Genomic DNA, 19,400 nt, shown 5'->3' with positions numbered 1-19,400 from the left:
GCGCGCACTATACCCGCCGCCGCGCGCAGGGCAATGGGCCGGGTGCCGCAAAATTTCGTCCGAAATTTTGGGCCCAAAGTCTGTCACCAGACTTTGGGGTGGCGCAGGTATCAGGCGATGATGTCCGGGGTCAGCCGGTCTTCGATCGCGGCGATGCGGTCTTTGAGGCGCAGTTTGCGCTTCTTCAGCCGTTGCAGGGTCAGCTGATCGGCGGTCGCACGTTCGCCCAGGGCGCGGATCGCCTCGTCAAGATCGCGATGTTCGGCGCGGAAAACCTCCAGCTCTACGCGCAGGACGTCGTCGGTTTTCATGGAAAGATCGCTCTGCGCGGTCATGGAGCACCTGCTTTGCCTAATAGCTACGCTTGTCATCATATGGCCTGCGATGTCCTGCGCCTAGCCCTTGTGCGCTTTGCATCCGACCCCCATATTCATTCTACGCGGTTGCCGATACGGGGCCGCACAGGACTGTCGCTTGAGCTTTATAGGACGTGCCCGATGACAAAAATGACACTTGCCTCCTACCCCCACATGCTGGGGTTTGAGCAGCTGGAGAGGGTGCTGGAGCGCAGCGCCAAGTCTGGCAACGAGGGCTATCCGCCCTTCAATATCGAACAGACCTCGGATCTGAGCTACCGCATTACGCTTGCCGTGGCGGGGTTTTCCGAGGCGGATCTGTCGATCACCGTGGAGGACCGGCAACTGGTCATCCGGGGTCGCCAGACCGACGACAGCGCGGGCCGCGTGTTTCTGCACCGGGGCATCGCGGGGCGCCAGTTCCAGCGCAGCTTCGTGCTGGCCGATGGTGTCGAAGTGGGTGAGGCGCTGATGGAGAATGGTCTGCTGCATGTGGATCTGACCCGCGCCGAGCCCGAGAAGATCGTGCAGACAATCAACATCCGAAAGGGGTAGACCATGGAAAATCACGAGATGACAAGCGGCACGGATCGGACCGTCTACGTCAAGACGATTGCCGTGACGGATCTGCCCCGTGAGGTCCGCGATCAAGCAGAGGGGCTCGACCAGCTTTATGCCGTGCACGATGCGCAGGGTCAGCAACTGGCGCTGGTCGGTGACCGTCGATTGGCGTTCGAACTCGCGCGTGAGCATAACTACGCGCCTGTATTGGTACATTAAATCGCTTGACCCCCGCCGGGGGATCGCAACGCTGGAGGGGCCGCAGACATGCGGCCCCTTTGTCGTTTCGGAGCCTCACCATGCCTTTTGAATTTGACTGGATCGACGCCTTCGCCGATCGCGCCTTCGGCGGAAACGGATGCGCGGTGGTGCACGGCGGCGCGGTTTTGAGCGCCGAGACCTGCATGGCCTTCGTGCGCGAGACGTCGCTGGTGGAGTGCACCTTTACCGGCCCATCGCAGGTGGCCGACGTCCGCGTGCGCTATTTCCTGGCCAGTCGGGAAATCCCCTTTGCCGGGCATCCAACGGTCGCTACCGTGGCGGCGATGCGGGCGCGGGGGCAGGTGGGGGATGGCGCGCTGACGCTGGAGACCGGGGCGGGCATTGTGCCCGTCGACGTTGCGGGCGACCGGATCACCATGACCCAGATCGCGCCGCAGTTCGGTCCGCAGGTTGATCCCGCCTTGGTTGCCGCCGTGGGCGGGATCGATGCGGGCGACATTGTGCATCCGCCGCGCGTCGTCTCTACCGGCTTGCCATTTTGCATCACGGTGCTGCGCGACCGCGCCACGCTCGACCGGCTGCGTCTCGATGCGGATGCGCTTGCCAGCTACGCTGCGGCTGTCGGGAGCGACACTGATTTGATGGAGCCTTTCTGGGTTACGCTGGAGGGCGCCACAGAGGCGGGCGACACCTTTTCGCGCCTGTTGATGGCCCCTCCCAGCCCACCCGAGGATCCGTTCACCGGCTCCGCCACCGGAGCCATGGCGGCCTATCTGTGGTCCGAAGGGCTGATCGACAGCCCGGAATTCGTGGCAGAGCAGGGGCACGGCCTTGGCCGTCCCGGTCAGGCGCAGGTGGCGGTGCAAGGCCCGCGTGACGCGATTACGGGCGTGCGGGTGTCGGGGCAGGGCGCGCGGGTGATGTCGGGCACGCTGCATCTTTGAGCGTTTGTCGCGTTTCTGCCCGTCAATGACCGGCACTCAGGCGCAAAAGACCGGGACAGCCCGACCCGCGCTGATCCCCAGAGCGGCAAGTCGTCTTGGTCCGCGTCCGCTGAGGCACGGGAGAGGCATCACAGCAGAGCCAACGCCGCACGGGCGCACGCCCAAACGCAAAAGGCCGAGCGTGCGCCCGGCCTTTCGGATCGTCTGGAACAGGATTTAACCCTTGATCAGACCCATGCTTTCGAGCTTCAGAAGCACCTGATGCGCGCAGTTGTCGACGTCGACATTCTCGGTCTCGACCGACAGTTCGGGGTTTTCGGGCACGTCGTAAGGGTCAGAAATGCCGGTGAATTCCTTGATCTTGCCCTCGCGTGCCAGCTTATAAAGCCCCTTGCGGTCGCGGCGCTCGCATTCCTCGATCGAGGTGGCGACGTGCACTTCGACGAAGGCGCCAAAGGCTTCGACGTCCTCACGTACGGCCCGGCGGGTGGTCGCGTAGGGCGCGATGGGCGCGCAGATCGCGATGCCGCCGTTCTTGGTGATCTCGGAGGCGACATAGCCGATGCGCCGGATGTTAAGATCGCGGTGCTCTTTGCTAAAGCCCAGCTCGGAGCTGAGGTTTTTGCGCACGATGTCGCCGTCCAGCAGCGTCACCGGGCGCCCGCCCTGTTCCATCAGCTTGACCATCAGCGCATTGGCGATGGTGGATTTGCCCGAGCCGGAAAAGCCAGTGAAGAACACGGTAAAGCCCTGCTTGGCCCGTGGCGGCCGGGTGCGGCGCAGCTCGGTGACCACTTCGGGGAAGGAGAACCACTCGGGGATCTCAAGACCCTCGGCCAGACGGCGGCGCAGTTCGGTGCCCGAAATATTGAGGATGGTGACGTTGTCGCGATCCGCGATTTCGTCGTTGGGCTCGTATTGGGCGCGTTCCTGCACATAGACCATGTGTTTGAAGTCGACCATTTCGATCCCCATCTCTTCCTGATGCGTGCGGAAGAGTTCCTGCGCGTCGTAGGGTCCGTAGAAATCCTCACCGGCGGAGTTTGCGCCGGGGCCCGCGTGATCACGGCCCACGATGAAATGGGTGCAGCCGTGGTTCTTGCGGATCAGACCGTGCCAGACCGCCTCGCGTGGGCCGGCCATGCGCATGGCGAGGTTCAAAAGGCTCATCGAGGTGGTCGCCTGCGGGTACTGGTCCAGTACCGCCTCATAGCAGCGCACACGGGTAAAGTGATCGACATCGCCGGGTTTGGTCAGTCCCACGACGGGATGGATCAGCAGGTTGGCCTGCGCCTCGCGCGCGGCGCGGAAGGTCAGTTCCTGATGGGCGCGGTGCAGCGGGTTGCGGGTCTGGAAGGCCACGACCTTGCGCCAGCCCATCTTGCGGAAATAGGCGCGCAATTCGTTGGGCGTGTCGCGGCGCGATTTGAAATCATAGTGCACAGGCTGCTGGATGCCGGTGACGGGGCCGCCCAGATAGATTTTGCCCGCCTGGTTGTGCAGGTAGTTCACGGCCGGATGCGCGCTGTCGTCGGCGCCGAACACCTTTTCGGCCTCGCGCGCCTTGTTGGGCGTCCAGCGGTCGGTGACGGTCATGGTGGCGAGGATCACGCCTTCCTGATCGCGCAGCGCAATGTCCTGCCCGATCTCAAGGCTCTCGGCAAACCCCTCGCTGACGTCCAGCGTGATTGGCATGGGCCACAGCGTGCCATCGGCCAGCCGCATGTTGTCGACCACGCCGTCGTAATCGGCCTCCGACAGGAACCCTTTGAGCGGGTTGAAACCGCCGTTCATCAGCAGCTCAAGATCGCAGATCTGGCGCGGCGTCAGATCGTGGCTGACCAGATCGGCGGCTTCCACCTTCAGCTTTTGCGCTGAATCGTAGGAGACATAGAGCTCGGGGATGGGGGAAAGGTTGTTCATCAAATTGGTCCTGTTGTTCATGGGGACGAAGCCACTGGTGGAACCGGTCAACTCGGCGTGCAGCGCGTCGTATTCGGCAAATTTGCGGGCGAGGAAACGGTCGGTCAGCCGAGCCTTCTCCGATGCGCCCTTGAGGGTGAGCGTATAGGCGAACCGCTGGCGCCGGTCGGTGCTGTCGCGGTCACTGATCTGAATGAAGCCCCGTGCAATCGCCGATTTCAGCAGCGCATTGAGGCGCCCCAGCGAAACGCCCGTCGCCGCCGCCATCGCCCGCTGCGACGCCGCCGGAGCGATGTCGACCTGACGCAGGAGACGAAAGAGGTTGTCCTCTTCTTCCGGCGTTGGATGGGTCATGGGGGCGTTCACGTCGGCGGGCTCGCGGTTTGTTCATTCGTGAACGCAGTTAGGTGGAAAAGTTTGTTCACGCAAGAACAAACCTTCCTGCGGCTCATCTACCGTTGCAAATGTGCAAGGATCCGCCGACGCAGCGGCTACATCTGCGGCAGTTTTTCACCGCGCTGTGTGGCTCGGGCAGCGGCGCGGATGCGTTTTGCGCGGGTCGGCGCGGTCTTGGCCAGTTTGATCCAGCGCAGTACGTTGCGGCGATAGGAAGGCGCCAGCGCCTCCCACCGGGCCAGATCAAGATCCGCCGCCAGATCATCCGGCACGATCAGCGCATCCACATCGGCAAAGAAATACCACAGCCCCGACGCCTTGCCCTGCGCGATGGCGTCCTCTCCCGCCGGGCGCATGCGGCCCTTGGCGCGCAATCGCTCCGCGCGATCTTTGTAGGATTGTGACCACGCCTGTTGCTGGCGCGGCGCGATCAGCTGCGCGGTGCGGTCGTCGTCCACGACAAAGCGGCGCCCGTCGATCCAGCCGTAGGCGATGAGCGCGTCCAGCACGTCCTCGCGGCTTACGTATTTATCCGGGTGCGCGGCTTTCCACGTAATCAGCCGCACGCTGTCGGGGCGGGTGTGATGAGCCTCAAGCCAGTCCCACAGGGCGGCGGGAGTCGTGATTTCAACGTCGGTCATTCCCGTCAGATAGGCCGCACCGGGGCCGCGTCACGTCGCGCGCGCCTTGCCGCGCCAAACAAGCGATTGATGGTTGAGCGCGTGCAGATCGACGTCGCCGCTGAGGATGCGTTCGGCAAGGCCCACGGCGGCGCGCGCCTGATCCGCCGTGAGGTTCTTATAGGCAGGGCGGGCGATGTGATCGTACCACACCCCGCCCGACACGTGATCGAGCACGATGCGCTGAAAGCAGTGATCGTTGTGCACCGGCCAGCGTGCCCCGCGCGCGGCCTGTGGCAACGTCTCGCGCGTCAACGTCAGATAGCGCGCAATATCGGCGCCGCGGTCGCTCAGACCTCGGCCCCGTAGCCCATCGGCAGGGCGGTATCCTTTTTGGCGTCGCCGGGGGTGTCGCCATCCTCGCCGTGCTCGGCCAGAAACCGTTCTGCCTCAAGGGCGGCCATGCAGCCCATGCCGGCACTCGTGACCGCTTGGCGGTATTTGTGATCCGTCAGGTCTCCGGCGGCAAAGACACCGGGGATCGAGGTTTCGGTACTGTCGGGCTTGGTGACCACGTAGCCGCCCATGTGCGTCTCAAGCGTATCCTTGACCAGCTCATTGGCAGGCGCGTGGCCGATGGCAACAAAAACGCCCTTGGCCGGGATCTCGGTGATTTCACCCGTTTTGGTGTGCTTCACCTTCACTCCCTCGACGCCCAACGGGTCGGAGGTGCCGGTGACCTCGGCCAGCTCGTGAAACCACAGCGGCTCGATCTTGGGGTTCTTCATCAGGCGGTCAATCAGGATCTTCTCGGCCCGCAGCTCATCGCGGCGGTGGATCAGCGTGACCTTGGAGGCGAAATTGGTCAGGAACAGCGCCTCTTCGACGGCGGTGTTACCGCCCCCGATCACGACGATTTCCTGCCCGCGATAGAAAAACCCGTCGCAGGTGGCACAGGCCGAGACGCCGAAGCCCTTGAATTTCTCTTCGCTCTCGAGCCCCAGCCACTTGGCGCGCGCGCCAGTCGCCAGGATCACCGCATCGGCCACATAGGTGGTGCCGCTGTCGGATTGCGCGACGAACGGCCGCTTGGACCAATCAACGGAGGTGATGATGTCGCCCACGATCTCGCATCCCATCGCCTTTGCGTGCGCTTCCATGCGGACCATCAGGTCAGGGCCCTGGACTTCGGTGTCGCCGGGCCAGTTCTCGACCTCGGTGGTGGTGGTCAGCTGACCGCCCGGTTCGATCCCCTGAACAAGGATCGGGTTCAACATGGCGCGGCTGGCGTAGACGCCGGCGGTATAGCCCGCGGGGCCGGAGCCGATGATCAGAACCTTGGTGTGACGTGTCTCGGCCATGCGGTTGCCTCCGGCGCAGAATCTTGGTTGGAGTGCAGATATAGACGCCCCATGGGCAGACCAAAAGCCCGCGCCGTGCGGGCCGACCGCCACGGGAGCGGAATTTTCGAAAAATTCCGGCCGAAATTTTTGAAAAATTTCGATCCCCGCCCGAAAGATTGGCACAGCCGGAAAAGAATGTTGCGCTTGTGTGAAACATTGTTGCGCACATCGGCGTTGTCGCTATAACAATCGAAAAGCTGTAGGGGGACATATGGCAGGATCACGGCTCGACCCGATCGACCGCAAAATACTTGCGGAATTGCAAGCTGACGGGCGGATGACGAATGTTGAATTGGCCAAACGGGTCGGCATCTCGGCGCCGCCCTGCCTGCGGCGGGTGCGCACCCTCGAAGAGCAGGGGTTCATTCGCGGCTATCACGCGGAGGTCGACGCCCGTGCGCTGGGATTTGAGGTCCAGGTGTTTGCCATGGTCGGGCTCAACAGCCAGGCCGAGGCGGATCTGAGCGCGTTCGAGGACCGTTGCCGCGCCTGGCCGCTGGTGCGCGAATGCCATATGCTCAACGGCGAGGTGGATTTCATGCTCAAATGCGTGGCCCCCGATCTGTCGAGCTTCCAAAGCTTTCTGACCGGGGCGCTGTTGACGGCGCCGAATGTGGCCAGCGTCAAGACCAGCCTTGTCATCCGCGATGCCAAGGACGACCCCGGTGTCCCCTTCGACGTGCTCGAAGAACGCCTGAGCGTGGAGGCCTGAACGCGCGGCGCCCCGCCTGGAGGGGGGCGGGGCGCGCTTCGTGATCCTGAGAGCGTGAGAGCGGAGGAGGGTAGCGGATCAGTCGTCGGTATCTGGCGCGCGTGGATGCGCCAGCGGGCCAAAATCCGACAGATGCGCGATGCGCGGAAACAGCGAGATGAAGCGGTCGCGCAAGCTGTGGCTCAACCCGCGCGGCGCGGTAAACCCGGGGTGGAACGTCTCCGCCTCGATCCCGTCGACGAGGATGACGGCGTGGCGTGTCAGGCACAGGTGAAACATCCGTGTGGGTGTGGGTGGCGCGACTTCGATCACATTCACCCCGTCAATGAACCGCGCGGCGGGTGTCAGCAGCGGCTTGCCGTCCGCAATGCCGCGCAGGGCGGCTGGCGTGTGCAGGATGCGCGCGCCGGGGCCAAAGGTCAGCGCGCGTTCGGGGCGCGACTGGCCAAAGCTGTCGGCCATGACCCGCGTAAGCTTGGTCCGCTTGCCCGCATCGGCCGGCGAGAATGTCGATGTGCCGATCCAGACCAATTCAGCGGAATCGCCCTCGATGGTCTCGACCCTGTCGCCGGGTTGCAGATCCTCAACCGCGACGGGGCCATAGCTGGTCTGCACGAGGCTGCCGTGGGTAAAGGCGGAAAAGGCGCTTTCAAAAAGCGGCAGGGCGGGCGCGCTGCTTTGCCCGATGAACAGCGATCCATCCTCGCGCAGGGCCGCAACCTCATAGCTGCGCTGGGGCAGCTGCTTTGGCGCGGGTTCGGACGCTCTTGTCATCGTGGCGAGCCCTTTGGCGCGTGCCGACGTGCGGGCGGCGGCGGGATTGGCAGTCAGTGTCATGCGAACACCCTCTCAGGTTGGTCACATCCCTCATCGGCCCCCACCGACGACGACGGAAATAACGATGGTCATTTCATGTCTTTGGTACGACCCAATTCGCCACGAAAGGCAGTGATTGTCAAAGTGTGAACGACATTCGGGGGCGATCCGACACCAATACCGCCCCGTGGCGGCGGTTTGTTTCCCGCAGATTGGCGCGCGCCGCCACAATTTCCCCAAAACGCAAAAGCCCCGCCGCACGAATCAACCGTGGGGCGGGGCTTTTGGCGTTCGGTTGCGCCTTTGGGATCAGGCGGTCTTGCGCAGGGGTGTGTCGGTTGCGCTGCGCTTGGCGATGAAGGCGGCGCGCCGTTTTCCACGGGCCCAGGGCATCACGGTGTCGTTCTCGGCGGCGGTCTTTGTGATCGACTTGATAAAGCGTGCGTTGGTTTTCATGGTCCGTGTCTCCTGTCGGCGTTGGTGCGGGGCGATGCCCTTGATTACGACTGACTATGGCGGGGCAATCGGGCCGCTTTGGGGCGGGGTGCGGGCTTTTGCGGAAAATTGCGACCAGCGTCTGAGACGGAATGGGGCGGGGTTGCCCCATTCGGTTAACCAATTTTGCGCCTTGAAAAACAGGGGTTGTCGCGCATCGCGCAACAATTGATGCGATTGTTTCCGGGACGCGCACGGCCAGAACGCGGCAAAGGTTGCCTTATTCGCGCCCATTTCCAAGGGTGATCGCCGCGATCAGGCGGCCATAGTCGGCTTCCTTTGCGTGGGTGGTGCGTCGGTAGGAGTAGAATCGGTCCGGATCCGAAAAGGTGCAATGGCGCGTCCATTCCGCATGGCCCACGCCCGTGGCGCGCAGGGCCGCGAGGCCAAAGGCAGGCAGGTCGAACAGCAACCGGTCGCCGTCACCCGCGATAAAGAACCGCCCGTTGTCTGGATCGTCGTCCAGAAATTCTTCCAGAAATTCCGGCCCGACCTCATAGGCCCGCTGACTGATCGAGGGGCCGATGACTGCGGTGATGTCTGCGCGCCGGGCACCCAACGCCTCCATTGCTTCGACGGTCGCCTCCAGCACACCGTTGCGCGCCCCGCGCCAGCCCGCGTGGGCCGCCCCGATCACGCCTGCCTCGACATCGGCAAACAGCACCGGCTGGCAATCCGCCGTCAGTACCGAAAGTGCCAGCCCCGGCGTGGCCGTCACCAGCGCATCGGCACGCGGCTTGTCGGGCGTGGGTCCGTCGACCGTGACGGCAGTGGCGGAGTGGATCTGGTGCACGCCGAGCAGATGATCGGCCGCGACGCCCATGGCATCGGCCACCCGTGCGCGGTTGATCGCCACGATCTCTGCCTGATCGGACGAGCCATAGCCGCAGTTGAGCCCCGAAAACACGCCCGACGACGCGCCGCCGCGCCGGGTAAAGAACCCGTGACGCACCCCGGTCAGGGCGTCGGAGGTGAGGATCTCTAGCGTCATTCCTGTACTCCCGGCAGCATCGGAGCCCCGTCCGGCACAAAGGCCAGCACCTTGAACAGGTTTCCCATTTCTGACGGGTGCGTCAACCGGCGATGCGCGGCGATATGGGCATCAAGGGCCTGACCGCTCAGCGATTGCGCAAGGCTTTGCGCGCGTGCGGTGATGCCGAGGCGTTCCAGAAACACGCCCTGCGGGGTGACGCGCCCCGCCTTGCACGGCGCGCCCGCGTGGCTGAGCGCTTCGAAATCCACATGCGCGGTCAGGTCCGCGTGGCCGGGGGTTGCCAGCGGATCGACGCTTTCGTGCGCCTGTACCGCCTGCAACGTATCGCCGAGGCTGCGCCAGTCACCGTAATCCACGATCAGCGCGGCGCCGCCATGCTGCGCGATGCGGTCGGCGACAGGCGCGAGGATCGGGGCCGCGCCGGGGCAGTCCTCGACCAGATCGCCGTCGCGCGTATCCTCCAGCCGGTGTGTCAGCGCCGGTTGCGGCTGCGCGGGGCCAAGCCCAAAGGCCAGCGCACCGTCGCGCATCCCCACGTGCCGTTCGCGCCACAGATCCCCGTCGCGCTGAAACTGGCGGATCGGCAGCGCGTCAAAGAATTCATTGGCCGCAAGCAGCAGCGGCTGATCGGGCAGCGCGTCAAGGGTGTCTATCCACGTGGGTTCATGCCCGCTGAGCGTTTCGGCCTGAACGGCCCTGAGCCGCGGCGACCCCTCGAACAGATGCACCTGCACCGCGTCGCTAAAGCCCGGCACGCGGGCCGTCGCGCGCAGCACGTCCGCCATCAGCGTGCCGCGTCCGGGGCCAAGCTCGGCCAGTGTCACGGGCGACGGCGCGCCTTGATCCAGCCAGGCCTGCGCGAGCGCGAGGCCGATCAGCTCCCCGAACATCTGCGAGATTTCGGGCGCGGTGATGAAATCGCCCTCGGCGCCAAAGGGCGCGCGGGTGGTATAGTAGCCGTGTTCGGGGTGCATCAGGCAGGTCGCCATGTAGTCCGACAGGCGCAGCGGCCCGGTGGCGGCGATCTGCGCCACAAGGATATCGCGCAATGCCGTCACGCGCGGCGGGCGCGCAGGATGGAGAATGCGCCAACGGCGATCATCGGCAGGCACAGGATCTGGCCCATGGTCAGCCCGGTGCCGCCGATCTGCAAAGCAAGCCCCAGCGGATTGCCTTCCGTGACGAATTGCGCATCCGGCTGACGCACGAATTCAACGGCAAAGCGCGCCAGCCCGTAGCCCGCCAGAAAGGTGCCCATCAGCAGGCCGGGGCGTTTGAAGGCATCGCGCCGCCACGCCAGATAGATCAGCAGCCCGCCCAGAACGATCCCCTCGAGGAACGCTTCATACAGCTGCGAGGGGTGGCGGGCGCAGAGGCCGATCACATCGGGGCAATATTGCGCGGCTTGGGTGGGAAAGGCGACGCCCCAGGGCAGGTCGGTCGGGCGGCCCCAAAGCTCTGCGTTGATAAAATTGGCGATGCGGCCCAGCAGCAGGCCGGGGCGATGCCCAGCGCCACCAGATCGCCCGCGCTGATCCGCGCGGTGCCGTGCCGCCCGGTATAGATCCACGCCGCCAGGATCACGCCCAGCGCACCGCCGTGGAACGACATGCCGCCCTCCCAGATGCGCAGGATCTGCAGCGGGTTCGCCAGATAAATCTGTGGCTGGTAGAAAAGTGCGTAGCCGATCCGCCCGCCCAGAATGACGCCAAGGATCACCCAGGTCAGCAGATCCTCGATCTGCTGGGCGTTCATCACCGGCGTCTCATCGCGCCACAGCCGGGGCGTGCGGGCCGCGCGCAGCACCAGCCGCCAGCCCAGCAGGATGCCCACGATGTAGGCCAGCGCGTACCAGCGCAGGGCGAAGTCGAGACCAAAGAGCGAGATCGTGAAGATCTCGGGCGAGATGTCGGGAAAGGGGATCAGCGCGGCCATGCGCCGATTGAGCGCGGCTGGCGGGGGAAGTCAACCTTGCGCCGCGCGGGGTGCGGCTCCATATAGATCCCAAGCGATAGATGGAGAGCCCCATGCAGACCCGCAACAAGATGTTCGACGACCTCAGCCAGATCATGACAAACGCAATGGGCGTGGCCCAGGGCGCCAAGGAAGAGGCCGAGAACGCGATGAAGGGCCTGATGGACCGCTGGCTGGCGGATCGCGATTTTGTGACCCGCGAGGAATTCGACGCCGTGCGCGCGATGGCCCAGAAGGCACGCGAGGAGAACGATGCGCTCAAGGCGCGGCTCGACGCGCTCGACGGCAAGTGATCTGATCGCCGCGCGTCGGGCGACGGCTTTTTCCACATGACCTTGTGCGAATGATCCCCCGGATCGGCCCCCGCCGGTCCGGTTTTGGGCGTTTGTTCCCGAAATAGTCCCGTTTGTGCGGGTTATCCCCAGAAAAAACTTGCCACGGGGTTTCGCAGCCTCCACCATATCTTGTAGGACGCGCAGGCAAACTTGCGTTCTTTAGCAGGAGCACCCAATCGTTGGGGGCAAAAAGGGGCCTCCATCGCTAGGGCGATAATAAAAAGGTGACCCAAATGGCACTGTCCGAGCAGTATCTGGAAGACGACATCCATCCCATCGACATCGTGGAGACGCTGGCCGCGCATCACGATTGGGAATTCGACCGCATCTCTGACGAGCAGATCGCGATGGCCGTCGAAGGCCAGTGGCGGACCTATTCGCTGACGCTCGCGTGGTCGGCGATGGATGAGACGCTGCGGCTGATCTGCACCTTCGAGATGGAGCCGCCCGAGGACCGCGTGCCCGCGCTCTACGGTCTGCTCAACGAGGTCAACGACCGCTGCTGGGCCGGGGCGTTCACCTACTGGGCCGAACAGCAGCTGATGGTCTACCGCTATGGTCTGGTACTGTCGGGGGGCCACGTCGCCTCACCCGAGCAGATCGACACGATGATCGGCGCCGCCATCACCAGCGCCGAGCGGTATTACCCCGCCGTGCAGCTGGTCGTCTGGGGCGAGCGCAGCGCGCAGGACGCGATGCAGGTCGCCATTGCAGAGGCCTACGGGCGCGCGTAACCTCTCCCCCGAACCAGAGGGGGATGTGATGAAAGACACGCGGATTGCGGGCGACGGCCTTGTTTTGCTTGGTTGTGGCAAAATGGGATCGGCCATGTTGGCGGGCTGGCTGGGGCGCGGATTGCCGCCCACCTCCGTTTGGGTCCGCGATCCGAATCCGTCCGACTGGCTGCAGGCGCAGGGCGTGAACCTCAACACCGATCTGCCCGCCTCACCCGCCATCGTGCTGGTCGCGGTCAAGCCGCAAATGATGGCCGACGCACTGCCCGAACTGGCCGCCATGGGCAACGGCGAGACCCTGTTCGTGAGCGTCGCCGCCGGCACGCCGATCTCGTTCTTTGAGCAGACCTTGGGTGCGCAGACCCCGGTGGTGCGCGCCATGCCCAACACCCCCGCCGCGATCTCGCAGGGGATCACCGCCATTGTCGGCAACGCTGTCGCGGGCGACCGCAGCCTTGATGAGGCCGAGGCCTTGCTGAGCGCCGTGGGTCAGGTCGTGCGGCTGAGCGAGGAGGCGCAGATCGACGCGGTCACCGGCGTCAGCGGCTCCGGCCCGGCGTATGTGTTTCACATGATGGAGACGATGGCCGACGCGGGCGAGGCCGAGGGGCTGCCGCGCGATCTGGCCCTGCAGCTGGCCATCGCCACCGTGGCGGGTGCCGGCGCGCTGGCCCTGCAAAGCGATGACGACCCCGCCCAGCTGCGCGTCAATGTCACCAGCCCCAACGGTACCACGCAGGCCGCGCTTGAGGTGCTGATGGATCAGACCGACGGTTTCCCCGCGCTCATGCGCCGCGCGGTGGCGGCGGCGGCAAATCGCGGGCGGGAGCTGGCCAATGGGTGATCTCGACTTCGACGATTTCCTCAAGGTTGATATCCGCTGCGGCACGGTCGTCGACGCGCAACCCTTCCCCGAGGCGCGCAAACCCGCGATCAAGGTTTGGGTGGATTTTGGCGAAGGGATCGGCGTGCGCAAAACCTCTGCCCAGATCACCGTGCACTACACGCCCGAAACGTTGCCGGGGCGGCAGGTGATGGGGGTGGTGAACTTCCCCCCGCGCCAGATCGGGCCGTTCATGTCGGAGTTTCTGTTGCTGGGCGTGCCCGACGCGGATGGTGCGATTGTCCTGCTGACGCCGGGACAGGACGTGCCAAACGGGGGGCGGATGCATTGAAACGGGTGTTTGTCTCCCGCCCCCTGCCGGAAGAGATTTTTGATGCGCTGGAAGGCTTTGAGGTAACCCGTCGCGCGGAGACCACGCCGCTGAGCGGGGATGAGCTGTGTACCTGTCTGCGCGATTACGATGGCGCGCTGGTAACACTGGGCGACGCATTCAGCGCCGAGGTGTTTGCGGATGTGCCCGACCCGCGCTGCGCGGCGCTTGCGAACTTTGGCGTGGGGTTCAACCATATCGACGTGGAGGCCGCGCGGGCGGCGGGTGTCACAGTCACCAACACCCCCGGCGCCGTCACGGACGCCACCGCCGACATCGCCATGACGCTGATGCTGATGAGCGCGCGGCGCGCGGCGGAAGGCGAGCGGCTGGTGCGCGCAGGCGCGTGGGAGGGCTGGCACCCGACGCAGATGCTGGGCCTGCACCTGAGCGGCAAGACCGTCGGTATCGTGGGGCTGGGGCGCATCGGGCAGGCGGTTGCGCGGCGCTGCCACTTCGGCTTTGGCATGGCGGTGAAATACTTTGGCCGCAGCGCCAAGGACGTGGATTTTCCGGCGGTGTTTGTCGATGACCTCAAGGCATTGGCGGGGCAGGTCGACGTGATGGTGATCGCCGTGCCGGGCGGGGCGCAGACGCATCACCTGATCGACGCGTCCGTTCTGGCCGCGATGCAGCCCCACGCCCATTTGGTCAACATCGCCCGCGGGGATGTCATTGACGAGGCCGCGCTTATCGCGGCGCTGCAAGAGCGTCGGATCGGCGGCGCGGGCCTCGATGTCTATGAGTTTGAGCCTGCGGTGCCCGCGGCGCTCACCGCGCTCGACAACGCGACTTTGCTGCCGCATCTGGGCACCGCCGCGCGCGAGGTGCGGGTGGATATGGGGCAGATGGCGGTACGCAACCTGCGCGCCATGCTGGATGGGCAGACGCCGCCGAACCCGGTCTAGGCGTCCATCTTTTCGCGCCAGTGGCGGCGGCACAGCGAGACGTAGGTCTCATTGCCGCCGATCTGCACCTGCGCGCCACCTTTCAGCGCGCGGCCCTCGGCGTCCTGCCGGATGACCATCGTCGCCTTCTTGCCGCAATGGCAGATCGTGCGGATCTCGCGCATCTCGTCCGACAGCGCCAGAAGTGCTGCCGAGCCGGGAAAGAGCGCGCCCAGAAAATCCACGCGCAGCCCGTAACACATCACCGGCAGGCCCAGATCATCGACCGCGCGGGCCAGTTGCCAGACCTGATCCTTGCTCAGAAACTGCGCCTCGTCGATGAACACACAGGCGCACGCGCCCTCCGCAAGCCGCGCCTCGATCCTGGCAAACAGATCATCGTCGGGGCCAAAGGTGTCGGCGTCCTGCCCGATCCCGATACGTGATACGATCCGCCCGGCGCCACCGCGATCGTCCAGCCGTGCGGTCAGCAGATAGGTCGACATCCCCCGCTCCGCGTAGTTATGCGCCGCCTGCAGCAATACCGTCGATTTGCCGGCGTTCATGGTGGAATAGTTGAAGTATAACTTGGCCATATGCGCATTTATCCGGCACCCGCCGGAACCTGCAAGAGCCACGAGAGGTTTTGACTTTGCCGCGGTTTCGTTGCACTAGGCAACGCAGGTGCGGTAACGGTAGTGTACCGTTGACACTGTGGAGTGAGGGTCTCGCATGGAAGCCATTGGCAGCTATCTCAAAAAGCACACCGAAGCGTTGGTGAAAGCGGTCGGTGTCGAAGCGGCCTGCGAGGTCACGGGCAAGTCAAAGGCGACGCTGGGCCGGTATTACTCCGACCACGAGGAGCACGCGGATCGGTTCATGCCCGTGGACGCGGTGGCGCAGCTGGAGATGGCATCGGGCTACCCACATCTGACGCAGGCGCTGGCGGAGCTGTCGGGCGCGCATATCGATTTCGACGAGCGTCGGCCCAATGATACCTCGACGGGCGGGGTAAACGCCGATGTGATCGCGCTGAGCCAGCGGTTTGCCATGTTGATGAGCGAATATCAGCAATCCATCGCGGACGGGAAGATCACCGTGAACGAGGCAAAGCGGCTGCTGAAAGAGACCACGCTGCTGCAGCAGGTGCTTGTGGATATGAAGCTGCACCTGGAAGACGAGAGTGTCTGACGCGCTGCCGGCGCTTGTTGCTCAGGCGCTCCCGACCATTGATGTGGATAACCTGAAAAGTGCCGATGATCCGGGCCATAAGCCGCGGATCCTGATGCTTTACGGCAGCTTGCGGGATGTCAGCTATTCCCGTCGCGCCGCCGAGGAGGCCGCGCGCATCCTTGACTATCTCGGCTGCGAGACGCGGATGTTTGACCCGCGGGGACTACCGCAGCCCGACGGCGCGGAGCCCGATCATCCCAAGGTGGCCGAGCTGCGGGATCTGGCCGTGTGGGCGGAGGGGATGGTGTGGTCCTCCCCTGAACGACACGGCGCCATGACCGGCATCATGAAGAGCCAGATCGACTGGCTGCCCCTGTCGCTCAAGGGCGGGATCCGCCCGACGCAGGGCAAGACGCTGGCCGTGATGCAGGTCTCTGGCGGGTCGCAATCGTTTAACGCGGTCAATCAGATGCGGATACTGGGGCGCTGGATGCGGATGATCACCATTCCAAATCAGTCAAGTATCCCAAAGGCTTGGCTTGAATTTGACAGCGAAGGACGCTTGCCCGAAGGTCCATTCTACAACCGTATCGTGGACGTGATGGAGGAGCTGGTAAAGTTCACCTGGCTTACCCGCGGGCGGTCGGACTATCTGGTGGACCGATACTCGGAGCGCGTCGAGAGCGCCGAGGACGTGCACAAACGGGTATCTTTGAAAGACGTCTAGACGTGCTTTTGCACGATCACCGACCCCACAGAATATCCCGCGCCGAAAGAGCAGATCAGGCCGGTCTCGCCATCCTTCAGATCGTCTGAGTATTTCGAGAAGGCGATGATCGACCCGGCGGAGGAAGTATTGGCGTAATCCTGCAGGATATTGGGTTGCTCCCCCGGCTCTGGCACCCGGCCAAGCACCTTGCGGCCGATAAAATCATTCATGGATTTGTTGGCCTGATGCAGCCAAATTCGTTTGAGATCAGAGGCTTGAACGCCCTCATCGTCCATGTGGCCTGCGATGTGCTCGGACACCATCGGCAGCACCTCCTTGAACACCTTGCGACCGTTCTGCATGAACTGCATGTCGCGGCGATCGGCCACGCCGTCGGGGCGCGAGCGGCGCAGGAAGCCGTTGTTGTTGCGGATGTTGTTGGAGAACTCTGTCGCGCAGCGCGTTGATTTGATTTCGAAATAGCTCCCCGCCGCGTCCTCGCTCCGCTCGATCAATGTGGCGGTTGCCACATCGCCAAAGATGAAATGGCAATCGCGATCGCGCCATTCTAGATGGGCGGAGCATATTTCCGGGTTAACGACCAGTGCGCTGCGGATCGATCCGGAGCGGATCATGTCCGCCGCCGCCTGAATCCCGAAGGTGGCAGAGGAGCAGGCGACGTTCATATCAAAGGCGAAGCCATTGATTTGCAACAACTCCTGTATCTCGATCGCGACGGCGGGGTAGGCGCGTTCGAGGTTGGAGGCCGCACAGATGACCGCATCCACGTCCGCCGCCGTCTTTCCCGCCTGCGCAAGCGCCTTTTGGGCGGCATCCAGCGCCATTTCGGCCATGAGCGAAGGCTCATCATCGGCGCGCTGGCGCAGCAGGGGATGCATGACCTGCGGGTCGAGAATGCCAGTCTTGTCAATCACATAGCGCTGCTCGATCCCCGATGCCTTGACGATGAATTCTTCCGATGAGTGGGCCTTGGCGGGCAGGGTGCCTGCGGCAATCTCCTCGGCGTGCTCCGCGTTGTAGAGATCCACGTAGGCGTTGAACGCGGCGACCAATTCGGCGTTGGTGATGACCTGTTCGGGGGTGAATACGCCGGTGCCTGTGATCGCGGGTGTGTACATCTTGCTTCTCTCATTCATTACAACGGGTTGCACGCGTATTGGCATGTGGATAACCGCGCCGGGCGGGCGGAGTCACATCCTGTACACCGCGCGTGCACAGCCCGTGCATACGGTCGGGTTACGCTGTTTTAATCAAATTTGCGCAGTCTTGCCACGGGTTTTCAGCAAGGAGTGTCCCATGGCCGTTCGCAGCCCCGTCAAGCAGGCGCATCGCAACTATTTCAACAACCTGATGATGCAGATCGAATGGGATCTGCACCAGACGCTGCTGGATGAAAAACGTATCCCCGACGACTGGCACAAGATCGCGCGGGGCCGGATGCCGCAAAAGAAAACCCGCATCACGCTGCGGGTGGAGGAGGACGTGGTGAAGTTCTTTCGCCGCATGGGGCCGGGGTATCAGCAGCGGATGAACGACGTGCTGGCGGCCTGGATGCAGGGACGGCTGGCGGCGCTGATCGACGGGCCGGATGCGCGAGATCTGGACGCCGAAGCCTTTGGCAGTATCACGCGCCCGCGGCTGGGGGATGTGGAACTGCTGTCGCGGGGGCTGGCGCGGGACGCCGACGGCGTTGTGCGCGATATGGAGACGGGGGAGGCGGTGGAGGAGTGAGGCGCGTCCGCCTGCCGGGAAGGTATGTGCGGAGGGGGGACGAAATGTGAGCCTGATCGCCGGATGCAGCACCTTGCACCACGCGGACGCCAAAGACTGACTGCGAAGATTTGCGTCCGTCGCCCAACCTCAAAAAAAGGGCCGCCCGGGAAGCGGGCGTCCCGATTGGATTATCCGAGGGGCAGATCAGCCGCTGATCCAGCCCGTCACGGTCTCTTTGTTATCCGCGATCCAGTCTTCTGCCACTTCGCGCGGATCACGCTTGTTCTCGAACATCTCGACGATCCATTCGTTGATCTCGTCACCCGTGAACTGCACGTTCGACAGCATTTTGGCCACTGCCGGGTTGCGCTCTTCGAGCGACGCGGAATAGGCCACGAAGATATCGTTGGACGCGATGACGCAGTTGAACTCGGACACTTCCAGCCAGTCTTCCGCATCGAGGTCCACGTCCTCGCAGCCGTCTGTGCGGCCGGGCTCTTCAAGCGCGGTCAGGTCGTATTTCACGTGGATCGCTTCAGGCGTCCAGTAGTAGAAAAGCTGTGGCTGCTCGGACGTATAGGCGGCTTCGAGCCCGGCCTTGAACGTGTCGGCAGAAACGATGTTGGGCTCCCACAGACCATCGAGACCGTAGGATTTGAATTTGATCTGCCAGCGCTTGGTTGACGCCCAGGTCACGTCGCCGGCCCAATATTCGCCTTTTCCGTTCCCATCGGTGTCAAACATTGCGGCGACTTCTGGATCGCGCAGATCGTCGATCGAGCGCACGCCCTTTTCTGCCATGTAGGAGGGGACGTAGATGTTGGATGTGCCGTTATAGGGCTGGTTCGTCTTCACGGTGCCCAGACCGTCGATATATTCATCCCACAGCGCCTGCTGATTGGGCATCCACAGATCGGTAAAGACGTCGATGGAACCGTCGCCCTTGTCCATGCCGGCCATGATGACCGCGGCCTGATTCATGCCCGAGACGATCTCGGCATCGCCGCCCATCTCTTCTTCGATGATGGTGGACAGCACATGGCCGATGGCTTGTGCTCCGTTCCAGCTGAGATCGGAAAACGTGACCTTTTCCTGGGCCGAAGCCCCGGTGGCGGCCAGTGCAAGTGCTGCGAATGCAGCAGTGGATTTTAACGCGTTCATTTGAGTATCTCCCTGTTTTGCGTTTTCGATTATGGGG

Annotated in this window: 24 protein-coding genes and 1 pseudogene; 12 read left to right on the top strand and 13 right to left on the bottom strand. The window is 63.8% G+C overall.

Going from position 1 to position 19,400, the window contains the following annotated elements; all coding sequences use genetic code 11:
• Nucleotides 1–110: 110 nt before the first annotated feature.
• The gene (locus KDD17_RS11125) at nucleotides 111–335 is read right to left on the bottom strand and encodes a YdcH family protein (RefSeq protein ID WP_212703719.1); all 225 of its coding nucleotides are present in this window, start codon (nucleotides 333–335) and stop codon (nucleotides 111–113) included.
• 162 nt (nucleotides 336–497) lie between these two features.
• On the opposite strand from KDD17_RS11125, the gene KDD17_RS11120 reads away from it, so the two are divergent.
• The 3 genes from KDD17_RS11120 to KDD17_RS11110 all read left to right on the top strand — a co-directional run bounded on the left by KDD17_RS11120 (nucleotide 498) and on the right by KDD17_RS11110 (nucleotide 2,083).
• Nucleotides 498–911: an Hsp20 family protein gene (locus KDD17_RS11120; protein WP_212703718.1), complete on the top strand. Its 414-nt coding sequence runs from the start codon at nucleotides 498–500 to the stop codon at nucleotides 909–911.
• Between the two features lie 3 nt (nucleotides 912–914).
• Nucleotides 915–1,136 (top strand): DUF1150 family protein, encoded by a 222-nt coding sequence (locus tag KDD17_RS11115; protein WP_212703717.1) that lies wholly within the window; start codon nucleotides 915–917, stop codon nucleotides 1,134–1,136.
• 80 nt (nucleotides 1,137–1,216) lie between these two features.
• The gene (locus KDD17_RS11110) at nucleotides 1,217–2,083 is read left to right on the top strand and encodes a PhzF family phenazine biosynthesis protein (protein ID WP_212703716.1); all 867 of its coding nucleotides are present in this window, start codon (nucleotides 1,217–1,219) and stop codon (nucleotides 2,081–2,083) included.
• A gap of 216 nt (nucleotides 2,084–2,299) precedes the next feature.
• Here KDD17_RS11110 and KDD17_RS11105 read toward each other — a convergent pair whose 3' ends face one another.
• The 4 genes from KDD17_RS11105 to trxB form a co-directional block, all read right to left on the bottom strand.
• On the bottom strand, nucleotides 2,300–4,360 hold the full coding sequence (locus KDD17_RS11105; RefSeq protein ID WP_212703715.1) for a bifunctional sulfate adenylyltransferase/adenylylsulfate kinase: 2,061 nt from the start codon (nucleotides 4,358–4,360) through the stop codon (nucleotides 2,300–2,302).
• A 137-nt stretch (nucleotides 4,361–4,497) separates the two neighbouring features.
• Entirely contained in the window at nucleotides 4,498–5,043 is a 546-nt protein-coding gene (locus KDD17_RS11100; RefSeq protein ID WP_212703714.1) for a YdeI/OmpD-associated family protein, read from the bottom strand.
• Nucleotides 5,044–5,073: 30 nt separating this feature from the next.
• Complete coding sequence (locus KDD17_RS11095) at nucleotides 5,074–5,337, bottom strand: hypothetical protein (protein ID WP_348541451.1); 264 nt, start codon at nucleotides 5,335–5,337, stop codon at nucleotides 5,074–5,076.
• A gap of 35 nt (nucleotides 5,338–5,372) precedes the next feature.
• Entirely contained in the window at nucleotides 5,373–6,383 is a 1,011-nt protein-coding gene (gene trxB, locus KDD17_RS11090) for a thioredoxin-disulfide reductase (RefSeq protein WP_212703713.1), read from the bottom strand.
• Between the two features lie 253 nt (nucleotides 6,384–6,636).
• On the opposite strand from trxB, the gene KDD17_RS11085 reads away from it, so the two are divergent.
• Nucleotides 6,637–7,137: an Lrp/AsnC family transcriptional regulator gene (locus KDD17_RS11085; RefSeq protein ID WP_212703712.1), complete on the top strand. Its 501-nt coding sequence runs from the start codon at nucleotides 6,637–6,639 to the stop codon at nucleotides 7,135–7,137.
• A gap of 78 nt (nucleotides 7,138–7,215) precedes the next feature.
• Here KDD17_RS11085 and KDD17_RS11080 read toward each other — a convergent pair whose 3' ends face one another.
• The 5 genes and pseudogenes from KDD17_RS11080 to lgt all read right to left on the bottom strand — a co-directional run bounded on the left by KDD17_RS11080 (nucleotide 7,216) and on the right by lgt (nucleotide 11,377).
• The gene (locus KDD17_RS11080) at nucleotides 7,216–7,974 is read right to left on the bottom strand and encodes a Hint domain-containing protein (protein WP_254796781.1); all 759 of its coding nucleotides are present in this window, start codon (nucleotides 7,972–7,974) and stop codon (nucleotides 7,216–7,218) included.
• A gap of 288 nt (nucleotides 7,975–8,262) precedes the next feature.
• Nucleotides 8,263–8,409 (bottom strand): hypothetical protein, encoded by a 147-nt coding sequence (locus KDD17_RS11075; RefSeq protein ID WP_212703711.1) that lies wholly within the window; start codon nucleotides 8,407–8,409, stop codon nucleotides 8,263–8,265.
• A gap of 259 nt (nucleotides 8,410–8,668) precedes the next feature.
• The gene (gene pgeF, locus KDD17_RS11070) at nucleotides 8,669–9,439 is read right to left on the bottom strand and encodes a peptidoglycan editing factor PgeF (RefSeq protein ID WP_212703710.1); all 771 of its coding nucleotides are present in this window, start codon (nucleotides 9,437–9,439) and stop codon (nucleotides 8,669–8,671) included.
• Entirely contained in the window at nucleotides 9,436–10,500 is a 1,065-nt protein-coding gene (locus KDD17_RS11065) for a class I SAM-dependent methyltransferase (RefSeq protein WP_254796780.1), read from the bottom strand. Before KDD17_RS11065 ends, pgeF begins: the two co-directional genes overlap by 4 nt.
• Nucleotides 10,497–11,377 (bottom strand): annotated as a pseudogene (gene lgt, locus KDD17_RS11060) (prolipoprotein diacylglyceryl transferase). The gene KDD17_RS11065 and the pseudogene lgt overlap by 4 nt, the downstream one beginning before the upstream one ends.
• A gap of 92 nt (nucleotides 11,378–11,469) precedes the next feature.
• Here lgt and KDD17_RS11055 point away from each other — a divergent pair.
• From KDD17_RS11055 to KDD17_RS11035, 5 genes are all read left to right on the top strand, one after another.
• The gene (locus KDD17_RS11055; RefSeq protein ID WP_212703709.1) at nucleotides 11,470–11,709 is read left to right on the top strand and encodes an accessory factor UbiK family protein; all 240 of its coding nucleotides are present in this window, start codon (nucleotides 11,470–11,472) and stop codon (nucleotides 11,707–11,709) included.
• 275 nt (nucleotides 11,710–11,984) lie between these two features.
• The gene (locus tag KDD17_RS11050; protein WP_212703708.1) at nucleotides 11,985–12,485 is read left to right on the top strand and encodes a type III secretion system chaperone family protein; all 501 of its coding nucleotides are present in this window, start codon (nucleotides 11,985–11,987) and stop codon (nucleotides 12,483–12,485) included.
• A 28-nt stretch (nucleotides 12,486–12,513) separates the two neighbouring features.
• Entirely contained in the window at nucleotides 12,514–13,329 is an 816-nt protein-coding gene (gene proC / locus KDD17_RS11045) for a pyrroline-5-carboxylate reductase (RefSeq protein ID WP_212703707.1), read from the top strand.
• Complete coding sequence (locus KDD17_RS11040; RefSeq protein ID WP_212703706.1) at nucleotides 13,322–13,660, top strand: tRNA-binding protein; 339 nt, start codon at nucleotides 13,322–13,324, stop codon at nucleotides 13,658–13,660. The genes proC and KDD17_RS11040 overlap by 8 nt, the downstream gene beginning before the upstream one ends.
• The gene (locus KDD17_RS11035) at nucleotides 13,657–14,607 is read left to right on the top strand and encodes a 2-hydroxyacid dehydrogenase (protein ID WP_212703705.1); all 951 of its coding nucleotides are present in this window, start codon (nucleotides 13,657–13,659) and stop codon (nucleotides 14,605–14,607) included. The genes KDD17_RS11040 and KDD17_RS11035 overlap by 4 nt, the downstream gene beginning before the upstream one ends.
• On the opposite strand, the gene KDD17_RS11030 is transcribed toward KDD17_RS11035, so the two are convergent.
• Complete coding sequence (locus KDD17_RS11030; RefSeq protein ID WP_212703704.1) at nucleotides 14,604–15,182, bottom strand: thymidine kinase; 579 nt, start codon at nucleotides 15,180–15,182, stop codon at nucleotides 14,604–14,606. The two genes, KDD17_RS11035 and KDD17_RS11030, sit on opposite strands and share 4 nt — an antisense overlap.
• 136 nt (nucleotides 15,183–15,318) lie before the next feature.
• Here KDD17_RS11030 and KDD17_RS11025 point away from each other — a divergent pair, with 136 nt between their 5' ends.
• Both KDD17_RS11025 and arsH read left to right on the top strand, forming a co-directional pair.
• Nucleotides 15,319–15,777, top strand: a complete 459-nt coding sequence (locus tag KDD17_RS11025; RefSeq protein WP_212703703.1) for a hypothetical protein — start codon at nucleotides 15,319–15,321, stop codon at nucleotides 15,775–15,777.
• On the top strand, nucleotides 15,770–16,486 hold the full coding sequence (gene arsH, locus KDD17_RS11020) for an arsenical resistance protein ArsH (RefSeq protein WP_284438378.1): 717 nt from the start codon (nucleotides 15,770–15,772) through the stop codon (nucleotides 16,484–16,486). Before KDD17_RS11025 ends, arsH begins: the two co-directional genes overlap by 8 nt.
• On the opposite strand, the gene KDD17_RS11015 is transcribed toward arsH, so the two are convergent.
• Nucleotides 16,483–17,607, bottom strand: a complete 1,125-nt coding sequence (locus KDD17_RS11015; protein ID WP_212703702.1) for a beta-ketoacyl-ACP synthase III — start codon at nucleotides 17,605–17,607, stop codon at nucleotides 16,483–16,485. The two genes, arsH and KDD17_RS11015, sit on opposite strands and share 4 nt — an antisense overlap.
• A gap of 178 nt (nucleotides 17,608–17,785) precedes the next feature.
• Between KDD17_RS11015 and KDD17_RS11010 the strand changes: the two genes are divergently transcribed.
• Complete coding sequence (locus KDD17_RS11010) at nucleotides 17,786–18,220, top strand: BrnA antitoxin family protein (RefSeq protein WP_212703701.1); 435 nt, start codon at nucleotides 17,786–17,788, stop codon at nucleotides 18,218–18,220.
• A gap of 186 nt (nucleotides 18,221–18,406) precedes the next feature.
• Here the strand turns inward: KDD17_RS11010 and KDD17_RS11005 are convergent, their stop codons facing one another.
• A complete protein-coding gene (locus KDD17_RS11005; protein WP_212703700.1) occupies nucleotides 18,407–19,363 on the bottom strand; it encodes an ABC transporter substrate-binding protein in 957 nt (318 codons plus the stop codon).
• Nucleotides 19,364–19,400: the final 37 nt, after the last annotated feature.

Origin of the sequence: Sulfitobacter albidus (assembly GCF_018200035.1) — a bacterium.
GTDB classification, from domain to species: domain Bacteria; phylum Pseudomonadota; class Alphaproteobacteria; order Rhodobacterales; family Rhodobacteraceae; genus Sulfitobacter; species Sulfitobacter albidus.
Note: the sequence above shows the minus strand (reverse complement) of the source record. Positions and strands in the feature narration are given on the sequence as shown.